This window comes from Flavobacterium sp. UGB4466, assembly GCF_903469665.1.
Classification (GTDB): Bacteria; Bacteroidota; Bacteroidia; order Flavobacteriales; family Flavobacteriaceae; genus Flavobacterium; species Flavobacterium lipolyticum.
Genome location: NZ_CAGKLC010000069.1, coordinates 16,197 through 27,785, shown reverse-complemented (window position 1 = coordinate 27,785; position 11,589 = coordinate 16,197). Strand labels below are relative to the sequence as shown.

The following is an 11,589-nucleotide window of genomic DNA, read 5'->3' as shown; positions in this document are numbered from 1 at the left end:
ACCCGAAGTTTTTGTTTTATGACCGATCTTTCCTTTGAAAACCCATCCCCTAGCCCCGATAGTAGCGGATAAAGGCTTCGACTTCGCTCAGCCGGACAGAATCACTCTTTATATATAAGAACAAAAAACAAACCCTACAGGTTTTAAAACCTGTAGGGTTGTAACTTATTAATTATCCAGAACTAGTCTGTGAAATTATCTAATGATTAATTTTTCTATAGATGTATTCCCGTCCTGTTCTACTCTTATTAAATACACACCGCTTGGCAAGCCTAAAACATTCAGTTCTGTTTTTTCTGTTTGAACGGAAAGTATTTTCTTTCCTGTCATATCAGATATGACGATGTTTTTAGGACTAGTTGAAGCTGATTGTATATGAACCTTACCTTCGATAACCGGATTTGGATATAATACAAAACCTTCAATAGCATTAGTTGGTACTCCCAATGTACATGTTGTACTTGATACATTTACTGTACGTGTTACTGTAGCTTGATTTTGCAACGCATCTTTTACCGTATATGTTATTACATATTGACCCGGAGTATTTACATCAACAGTACCTGAAACGATAACCGACGAAGTAATATCTGCATTTGTGTTATCTACAGCTGTATAACCTGGATCTGTATATACGCAACCTTTATCAATTGAAATGACTGCATTGCCTAAAAGTGTAATTGTAGGTTTAGCCGATTCAATTGTCAATGTCCAATATTCAATACTTCTGCTTTGTGCTAACACATTATAAGATACTGGTCCAGTATAGTTTAACGTTGTCACTCCACTAGTCTGAATATAAGTCCCGATACGTAATGTAGCGAAATCAGAAACCTGAACATTAGGCACTAAAGCGCTTAAATTAGCATTATTGTTTACCTGAACTTTTACCGTTTTAGCTACAGGATCAATAACACTTGTTCCAACCTGATTAGCTACTGAATAAGACAAAATACTTGCTTTAGTATTTTTTGCATTAATATCTACCGTATAGTTTGTTTGAGATTGCTTGTTCTGAGAAACAACTGTTACCAAGAAACTATTACGGTAATCTGAAGCAGTTACTTTAGAATTAAGTTGTTTTACTCCGTCAACATAAAGCTCTGCACCCGGCGAAACCGTAAAATCTGCAATTAAGTTTGAAACATTGTAACCGAATGGTACTGTTTTAGTAGCATTATTCCCAACAATATCGGTATAAATTTCCTGTGGCAAACCTGGATTTGAAACGGTTTTAAAATCATAAGAAAGTAACTTACTTTCATTGCTTAAACCAGTAACAACTTTAATAGTGTATGTTTCAGAAATTCCGGTATTAAATCCAACTCCTTCTACTGTTAAAGTAACTGGATTGGTATAATCGTTTGGCGTCACTCCATTCACTTGTGTCACACCTCCAATTTTTGCAATACTTTTCATTCCTAAAGTATAGTTTGCAACCGCAGTAGTTACATCAGCTCCATCGTTTAACAGAACAGTGAATGTCTTACTTCCTTCATCATAAGATGTTGCCAATTGATTTACAAATTCCAATTTCTGTAATAAAACAGGAACATTCCAGAATTTTCCAGCTCCCAAACCATCTGTATCAGCATTTGTAACTATAGCCGTATTATCGCTTATAGTACTATCGAAAACAAACTGTTTATTCCCTTCTGAAAAGCTGTAATATGCCAATAGTCCAGGTTCGTTTCCAACGTATTTTGTTGTTGAATTTGCAGCAATTGTTGCCTGATTGCGAACTCCAGCCCAAATACGAACTTCATCAATATTACCATTTAAACCACGAGCCAATCCTGCGTTATTACCTATATAGGCAGGTGCTGCAGCATTTGAAGTTGATGCCCCGGCAGTACCTGTACTGGTATAAGGAACTGAAACTCCATCAATATAAACGGTATACACGTTAGCAGCACTTACCGTATAAGCGATGTGGTGCCATGTATTCTGTTTAATAGTATTTACTCCTGTATTAATTACATATGATCCTGTAGCAGTAGTAATAGAGATCACTAAACTGTTTTCCTTATATAAACTCAAACTATTATTAGTGTGAATAAACGCTAACGCTGTACTCTTATCTAAAAGCCTTGCAAAAGTTGTAGGTTGTTTTTGATTTACCCAAAGCTCATACGTATAATTATTAGTAAGATTCAAAGCAGGTGTAGTCCCCGTTATTATAAAGTCGTTTACACCGTCAAAAGTTCCAGTCACATTTACAGGATGATTTGCAGCATGTGAAAGTGTTATTGATTTAGCATCATTTGAAGGATCTGTATCTGCAGGCAGTTTCGTATAAACCTGAATTGTATAATTATCAGGCGCTCCTAAATTTGCCTTAGTAGTAAATGTAATGGTAGCTGTTCCTCCTGCTGCAATTGAAGCAACTTGATTCTGAATTACTTCAGCGCCATTGTTGATTTTATAAGCAACCGGGAAGTTCGAAATTGCTGCAGTTGAATAATTACGAATTACAGCCGAAACCGTCACAGGAGCATTACCTGGTTTAATTGGTGCTGTAATTGCATCAATACTGGCATCAGCAGCTGTAAAAGGTAATACATTAATAGTATACTCCTCTACTTCAAAATCGTTTCTTGAACTTGTTAACCCATCAAAAGTTGGCCCTAGATTTACATTAAAATATTCATTTGGAGAACGAAACATATGTACTACTCTCATCAATTTCTCACCAGCTGTTGTGTTGGACGGAATGGTAAACCCTCCTGCCAATGTAGCCATATTTCTGAAATAATGTGTACTTGTGGTCGATGGTATAGCAGGTGCTGCAGAAGTTGGGGTAGTATTTACCCAAAAATTTCCTGCATAAAATTCATCTGTCAAATTACCATCTCCGTTCAAATCGATCACAATCATTGTGAAAACTCCTGTTGCAGTTGTTGACAAGTCTCTGGTTATTGGCGTTTCTGTCTTTGTAATGCTTACCTCTGGCTGATAAGTAAAGCCAGGATAAACCGGAATTTTTATGTTTTTAAAATCAGAATATGCCGTAGTTCCTGAATTATTTACCACATCATTCCATTTGAAGCGCGAAATTGCGTATCCATTTGTATTGGTATGAACCGGTAACTCGTTTTTATTGTACACTACTTTTTCGACTGCATCGTTAGCTGCATTTGCATCGGGCAAATCAGCTCCCGCTTTGATAGTATAAGTAGCATCAACCATTGATAAATCAGCTTTAGCTGTAAAAGTGAAATTTACTGTAGAATAAGCTGCTATCGTCGGAACGGTTTCCGTAACTTTTGTCCCTCCGTTTATTTGATAAAACACCGGATGATTAGTTAAAGCACTTGCTCCTAAATTACTAACTCTAATGGTTACATCATGCGTACTGGTCTTTTTTCCTAAAACTTCAGGAGTTGTAATCGAAACTACAGATACGTCTGTTATTACCGGCTTTACAACACATTCAATATCAGCTATCCATCCTAACTCATTTACATCACTATCTGAGGTAAATCTAAATGTCAACTCCCCACCTGCAGCTGTTGATGTTATAGAAGGAGGCAAGGTATTTCCGGTAAAGGTGCCTAATAAAGGCGCAGATGTAGTTGTTCCGTTATACACATATAGGTAGTCATAATCCTGCTCCACATTAAAGGCAGAAAAAGTTACCCTAATACTATTTCCGGCTGTTGCAGGTTTGAAAGTTATAGTTTGCGAAAGATTGTTTGCGTAATTTGCATAACGCGAACCACTATCTGTAAATGTCGCTGCGCAAGTAGGTGCCGGAGCAGCTCCGCCCATTAAAATATCAGTTCCTGTATTACGTACACTTTTCTCTATCGTATTGTTGTCTGCAACTGCATCACCTGTATAATTTACTTTTCCAACTACTTTGTAAAGTTTTGGAGTTGAAAAATCAGCTTTTTGTGCAAAATCATAAGATGCTTCAGTAAAAGGATTAATTGGCCCCGGAATAGTTTCAATCACTTCTGCTCCACTATCAATTTTATAAGAAACAGGTACATTGCTTACCGCAACAGGAGAGTGATTGAATACTTTTACTTTTACAGTTTCACTGGCTGTAATTCCTGCATTTGGAGTTAATGAAGTTAATTCAACATCCGTCGCAGTTGCCTCAAAAATGGAAACATTATCAATAAAAACAGAATTGTAAACATTATCATTGCTTATCACTTGTACATCATTATCCATAACCGATTCAAAAGCTACGCTAAAGACAGTTCCCGCATAAGCCGATAAATCGTATAATAATTCTGTATTACCAGACGTAGCTGTTCCGCCATAAACACCAATACTTTCGTAACTATTCACTGGAGTACCGTTTACAACAAGTCTAAAGAAGTTTTTGTTTGGCAGTGGTGAAGCACCAACTGTAGCCCAAATTAAATTAAATTTAAGTCCAATTGTTTTACCAGTCAAACTTGTAGCATCGATATCACAGAATGAAACTTTCTTAACGAAGTTCGGATTATTAGCAAACGCATTTGCTGATGTACTGGCTACCCAAGGAGAAGCAGACACATCTCCTGATCCGGCCATTTTTGCTCCGTCCACAAAATCTGCATTAATATATTCATACTTTACTAAACCAGTTGTTCCTTTAGAAAACACATAATTACCTGCTTTTCTGGAATTAAAGTTCTCGGTAAAAGGAAGCGTAGCAGCACTAACAACCGCTTGAGAAACCGGCTCTACGTTTACTGCTCTTACTCTTTCAGAAACAATTCCCGTTGCGATATCAACGGTTCTAACTGAAAACCAGTTATCATCCCCAACTGATACTGTAAAAGTATAAGTAGGATCAGTTACCGTTGCAACAACGTCAAACTTGTACCCGTTCATTTTTAATACTTCGTATTTTGCTCCCGGAATTGGATCCCAATCCATCTTATACGATGAAACACCGCATGCTGAAGGCGCTATAACTAAATTTTTAGGCTCTGAAATAATATTAAACACTTCTCTTGAAGTATCCACTTTTGAACCAGCAATTACTCTTATTTTTGCATTAGCAACAATTCCTGCAGGAACTTTCCATGCAAAATTTCTCGCAGCAGAAGGAACATCTTTCGCTATAACCTGATAGTTAATCCCTCCATCAACAGAATATTCGATTGTAAAAGGTTTTGCTTCTCCTTCATAATCCCAACGAATATACTCTGTGGTATCTGTGTTAAATTTCTCTCCTCCGATAGGATAAGTTAAAACTAATTCAGGAGCTACAAAATCATACACCACAGAAAACTCTTGTGTACCAATAGGCACTCTCGAGCCGCTAACGATAATTTTATAAGTTCCTGCATCAGGATTGTCCAAAGTGATTTGTTCAATATTATTCAAATTGTCCACACCACGAACTGCATTAGTATTTGGTGTCGTAGCATTTAAAACCCAAGGCAAAGTGGTTACACCATCTTTTACAATTTTTACATCCAAATCGTTTACCGAAACCGACGAAGCTCCTGGTGTTCCGCCTAAATCTGTGTAGGCAAGCATCACTTTCAAAGTCACCAATCCTGCCGGTACGACGATTTCTTTCTCGTAGCTTTGGCCATTAGATACTGTATTTGAGTAGAACAATTTGTTATCTAAACCTCTAATGGCTCTAAGTCCATTAATATGTCCAAAACCATACTTATAATCCGGACCTGGATTTCCGACATCTTTAGAAGTATTACACACCAAAGCTTTCATCAAAGAGGCCAACGGTTTGGCAGCATAAATATTCTTATATCTCTCACAAAGCAAAGCTATTGTACCTGTAACTCCAGGAGTAGCCATCGAAGTACCACTCATAATCTGATAAGAATTACTGTAGTCCAGCGAATAAACATTATTTCCTACTGCAGAGATTTGTGGCACTAAACGTCCGTCAATGGTAGGACCAAAACTACTAGAGCCGCTGATTACTCCATCTGCCTGAACGTTTGCAACGTGTAGTGCATTTTTTGAGTTTTTTGTTGATGTATTAAATCCGCCAGGGTATGCTGTTTGTGCATTTCCATTCGAATAAATATTCAAAAGATAAGGAAATGTTACGGTAACATTATCATCACCACGATCTCCGGTATCATATCTTCTGGTATTATAACCTGAAGTTAAATTTACTCCATACGAATTTGATGTTAATTCAATACCATCTTCATTCGCAGCTTTCACTCTTTCTTGCTGAACGCTTAAACCGTTAGACTGAGTATTAAAATTCCAACCGTACATTTGCACCTCCGGAGCCATTCCTCTTGCTATTGGATCTAATAAACCGGCACCGCCAATAGTACCTGCAACGTGATCTCCATGCGACGAACTATATTCGTATTCTCTAATGATAACTCTGCCGGTATGATCTTTATGAGGCTCCAAATTACCATCCCAAACACCAACTTTCACTCCTTTTCCGGTTAATCCGTAACCAAGGCCAGGAATTGTAGATCCCAAAACATTTGCTTTATGCAAAGTTACACCCGGCTTATTATCGCTTTCTACCGGTGGAGCAACCAACTCAATGTTTTGTACCCAATTGAATTTTGCGACCTCTTCTAATTTTTCTTTAGAGGCTTGGATATAAATTTCATTAAACGTTGTATCGTTATTGCTGTTTTTTAAAAACAGGCCTGCTAAATCCTGTTCAACACGCTTACGGTCGACGCCTTTAAAATAACTCACAACAACTTTAATTCCGTTACCACCTGTTGCAGCATAATCCGGGATAGCGTTATCCACAATCATAGGATCCAATTTGTATTTCGGATCGACTGCAATCACTGCTCTTATGTTATCAGAAACACTGCTTTTATTATAAAACTCAGGAGCAATTTCTGCATAATAAGCGTTATTCGATAAATAACTAAGTAAAGTTATTCCTTGTGTTTTCAACTTTTGCTGTTCTTCCACAGAAGGAATTTTTGTAAACTGCAGCAAAGTATACTCTGTTTTCAGGCTCTGCTTAGCTGTACTTTTTTTGTCTTTAAACTGCTGTTTAAAATTTGACGTAGTTGTGATTTTGTTTCCATTTAAAGAAATTACAAAATCACTTTCTGATGTCTTCTGCGACCAAATGGGAATGGCCACTAATAACACCAATAGTGTAAGTAGTTTTAATCTCATAAATAAATTGGTTTTTGGTTAACTTAGTGGTTGTTAAGATCGTAAACCTACAAATTAAACTATAATTAACAAATTATATTCCCAGTTAATTTGTTAAAAAAACAAAGTAAACATTGTTTAACTGCAAAAAATATAACAAAAAACACTGAATTTACGGGCTATCAGAGATAAATCGCAGTATTAAAAATTAAGTAAGTATATTCTCTTAAATCTAAGTTAACCTTGTAATCCAAAACTTAAAACAATAAAAAAAAACCTACAGAATCATCTGTAGGTCTTTATCAATTCCGCTTTAAATAAAATACTGTTATTTTTCCGCTTTTGTCTCTTTTGCTTTTGTTTCCCAATGGTTCATCAAATCATCATAATTTACAGGATTTGCTGCTTTTTGATTCACAAGTTTACCGGAATCAAATGCCCTGACCAGAATAGTTTCAATTAAATAATCCTCGTTGGATTCAAATGGCTTGTATTCCATTTTCAGACTAATGTCAAATAGACTTGCCGTTGTATTGGACACAAAAGCTTTAAAACCACTTTTTAAGGTTTTGATTAACTCATAAGTCGTTATTCCCGTTTGCCTGTGAACGAGTTTCACTAGAATCTGTCCTTGTTTGCGGGAAAGTTTTTTAAGTCTTGCTTCAAATTCGTTATTGAGATAATCTTCTACAATTTTAAAGTACTTTTTCTTTTCGCGGTTGGTTTTCAAGCGCGCCATTCCGCTATTCAATGCCGTTAATCGGTCTGCTGCAAGTCTTGCATACGGGTATACTTTATAAACACGGTTTTGAAGAATCGTAAATTGCTTTTGCGCTTCAGGATCCAGTTTTTCCTTTGAAATAATAATTTCGGGCAATTCAATCGTGTCATTCAAAATAGAATCCTGTTCCGTTAATATGTAACCCATTTGCTCATTCTCTTTAGGTTTCACCTGAGCCTGAGTTGTTAACGAAATCAATATAAAAAATAAAATAGGGGCAGTAAATCTCATCGAGTCATAATTTAAATGTAAAATTATATATTTATATACAACTCTGATACCAAATTTATAAATTAGCAAAAAAATATTTTTATGAGCACAAAATCAATCTTAAAGGATACCTCAATTGCTTTCCTGGAAAGCTATCTCAATAACGCCTCCCCTACAGGCTACGAAAGCGAAGGGCAAAAACTTTGGATGAATTATCTAAAACCCTATGTAGACACTTTTATTACAGATACTTACGGAACAGCTGTAGGAGTTATTAACCCTGACGCTCCATTTAGGGTAGTCATTGAAGGTCATGCCGATGAAATTTCCTGGTATGTTAATTATATTACTGATGACGGTTTATTATACGTAATCAGAAATGGTGGTTCCGATCATCTGATTGCACCATCAAAAAGAGTGCACATTCACACTAAAAAAGGAATTGTAAAAGGTGTATTTGGATGGCCTGCCATTCATACCCGTCTGCGTGACAAGGAAGAAACTCCAAAAATCAGTAATATCTTTATCGATTTAGGCTGTGAAACCAAAGAGCAGGTTGAAGCTATGGGAGTACATGTAGGATGTGTGATTACGTATCCGGATGAATTTATGATTTTGAACGAAAATAAATTTGTATGCCGTGCGATCGACAACAGAATGGGTGGCTTTATGATTGCCGAAGTAGCTCGTTTACTAAAAGAAAATAATAAAACACTACCGTTTGGTTTGTACATCGTAAATTCTGTTCAGGAAGAGATTGGTCTTCGCGGAGCCGAAATGATTGCTCAGACCATTAAACCTAATGTGGCAATTGTAACCGATGTCTGCCATGATACCACTACTCCAATGATTGATAAAAAAGTGGAAGGAGATCTGAAAATGGGGAAAGGACCTGTAATTGCTTATGCCCCGGCTGTACAAAATAAATTGCGTGACCTCATTGTAGATACTGCCGAAGAGAAAAAAATTCCGTTTCAGCGTCATGCAACATCTCGTGCTACCGGAACAGATACTGATGCTTTTGCTTACAGTAATGGCGGTGTGGCTTCAGCATTAATTTCCTTGCCTTTACGTTATATGCATACTACCGTAGAAATGGTACAAAGAGAGGATGTTGAAAATGTAATTCAATTGATTTACGAATCCTTACTGAAAATTGAGAACAACGAAACTTTTTCTTATTTTAACTAGTTTGGTGATTAGTTCTTAGTAATTAGTTCTTAGTAATTAGTTCTTAGTAATTAGTTCTTAGTAATTAGTTCTTAGTAATTGGTAATTAGTGATTAGTGCTTAGTTCTAAGTGCCTAGTTCCTTGTTAATAAAAAATTAAAGTAAAAAGTAAGATGTGAGTTGTAAAATGTAAAAACAACGGACTAATCCCCTTAACACATAACTCACAACTCACAACTCACAACTCACAACTCATAACTCAAACAAAACACTATGAAAATACTCCTTCTTGAAGACGATTTTACCTTATCGAAAGAAATCTCTGCATTCTTTACTTCAAATGGATTCGAGTGTTTTTCTTATTATGATGGTTCATTACTGCTGAAGAAGTATTTCCCCTATGAATATGATTTAATTATTCTGGATATTAATGTTCCCGGAAGTAACGGAATTGAAGTGTGTAAAAGTATTCGGGAAGTCGATAAAAAGACTCCGATTATTATGCTCACTGCTTTTAGTGAAATTGAGGATAAATTAGCTTCTTTTGATAATGGAGCCGATGATTATCTTGTTAAACCCTTTCATTTTAAGGAACTGTATGCCCGAAGCACTTCTCTACTACGTCGAAAAGAAATTCCACAACAGGTAGAAACTAAAATAACGATTGCTGATCTGGAAATTCTGGAAAGCGATATGAAAGTATTTCGATCTAAAGAAGAAATCAAACTTACTCCCAAAGAATTCAAGCTCATTTTAATCTTAGCCCATGCCAAAGGTAAAGTCTTATCGAAACAATTTATTGCCGAAAAACTCTGGGATTATCACATCGAAACCAATCAAAATACTATTGAAGTTTATATTAATTTTTTAAGAAAGAAAATCGACAAGGATCATACTGTTAAACTTATTCGTACCAAAGTGGGCTACGGATATTATTTGAGCGATCAGGAATGACTTTAAAAAACCGAATATCACTTTTAGTAAGTTTATTATTTACCATCCTTTTCGGATTGGCTTCTACCTTGATATTTGTTTTATACTCGAATTTCAGAAAAGAAGAATTTCGTGATCGACTCGAAATTAAAGCTCTTTCCAACATTAAACTTCTCGTTAACGTTAAAGAGGTCGACGATCAGCTTTTAAAAGTTATTGATCAGAATTCCATTAACCAATTGTATGATGAGAAAACACTGGTCTTTGATTCAAACTTCAAACTCATCTACAGTAGTATTGACGATGCCAAGATTAATTGGTCAGTTGAAGATCTGAAATACCTTAGAAAACATAAAACATTCTTTAAACAGCAGGGTGATTACGAAGTATATGGTGTTTTTTATGATACAAAAGACCGGGATTTTTATGCCCTGATATCTGCCACCGACGATTATGGCAAACGAAAATTACTTTTCCTAAGGTATACGCTAATTATTTCCTATATCTTTTTTACCTGTATCTGCTGGGTTCTCACCTCTTTCATGGTTAAAAAAGCTATGAGTCCGTTGAATATTTTCCACCAAAAGATAAAGAATATCAACGAAAACAATCTCGATACCCGTGTTGCTTCAAAAAACAACAAAAATGAAATTGATCTGATCGCCAATGAATTTAATTTCATGATGGATCGAATTGAAGTTTCGTATCAAAAACAAAAAGAATTTACGGCCCATGCCTCACATGAGCTGAGAACTCCCCTCTCCAGAATTACCTCGCAGATTGAAAACACCATTGCAGATCCAACAACATCCGACAAAGGAAAAAGCTTTCTAAAAACGATATTGTCTGACATCAATCAATTGACTGAATTAATTAATTCGCTATTGATCCTTTCTAAAATAGACAATAAGAAAAATGAAAACAAAGAAGTTCATCGTATGGATGAAATTTTGTTTTCGGCTATCGAAAATCTGAATAAAAGTTATCCGGAGTTTCTAATTTTATTTGAAATAGAAGAAAGCAACAATCTGGATACCGCTTTAGAGATAAATGGTAATAAAAACTTGTTGGAAATTGCCATAACCAATATCCTAAAAAATGCCTGTGTTTATTCTGATAACAAACAAGCCAAAGTAATTATAAGTACTAAGGATGATCAATTAGTCATCTCCATTTCAAACACAGGGCAAACCTTAAACGAAGAAGAACAAAAAAATCTTTTTCAGCCTTTTATGCGTGGTAAAAACTCGAAAGGCACTACTGGCTTTGGTCTTGGATTAAGGATTGTTCATCGCATTCTCACACTTCATAATGCGTCAATAACCTACAGTGTTCCAGATATTAACACGAATTTATTTCAATTGTTTTTTCATTAGTAATTTATTTTAAGTTATTTTTAAGGTAGATTTTAAGGTCTCTTA

General features: G+C 35.8%; 5 protein-coding genes. 3 read left to right on the top strand and 2 right to left on the bottom strand.

Annotation, left to right across the window (positions count from 1 at the left end; genetic code table 11):
* Positions 1 to 195: 195 nt before the first annotated feature.
* Positions 196 to 7,095, bottom strand: coding sequence for a S8 family serine peptidase (locus JO950_RS15625; protein WP_202703495.1), 6,900 nt, complete (start codon positions 7,093 to 7,095; stop codon positions 196 to 198).
* A 307-nt stretch (positions 7,096 to 7,402) separates the two neighbouring features.
* Positions 7,403 to 8,086, bottom strand: coding sequence for a DUF4294 domain-containing protein (locus JO950_RS15620; RefSeq protein WP_202703494.1), 684 nt, complete (start codon positions 8,084 to 8,086; stop codon positions 7,403 to 7,405).
* 81 nt (positions 8,087 to 8,167) lie between these two features.
* Here JO950_RS15620 and JO950_RS15615 point away from each other — a divergent pair, with 81 nt between their 5' ends.
* From JO950_RS15615 to JO950_RS15605, 3 genes are all read left to right on the top strand, one after another.
* A complete protein-coding gene (locus tag JO950_RS15615) occupies positions 8,168 to 9,256 on the top strand; it encodes a M42 family metallopeptidase (protein WP_202703493.1) in 1,089 nt (362 codons plus the stop codon).
* A 252-nt stretch (positions 9,257 to 9,508) separates the two neighbouring features.
* A complete protein-coding gene (locus tag JO950_RS15610; protein ID WP_202703492.1) occupies positions 9,509 to 10,189 on the top strand; it encodes a response regulator transcription factor in 681 nt (226 codons plus the stop codon).
* Entirely contained in the window at positions 10,186 to 11,544 is a 1,359-nt protein-coding gene (locus tag JO950_RS15605; protein WP_202703491.1) for a HAMP domain-containing sensor histidine kinase, read from the top strand. Before JO950_RS15610 ends, JO950_RS15605 begins: the two co-directional genes overlap by 4 nt.
* Positions 11,545 to 11,589: the final 45 nt, after the last annotated feature.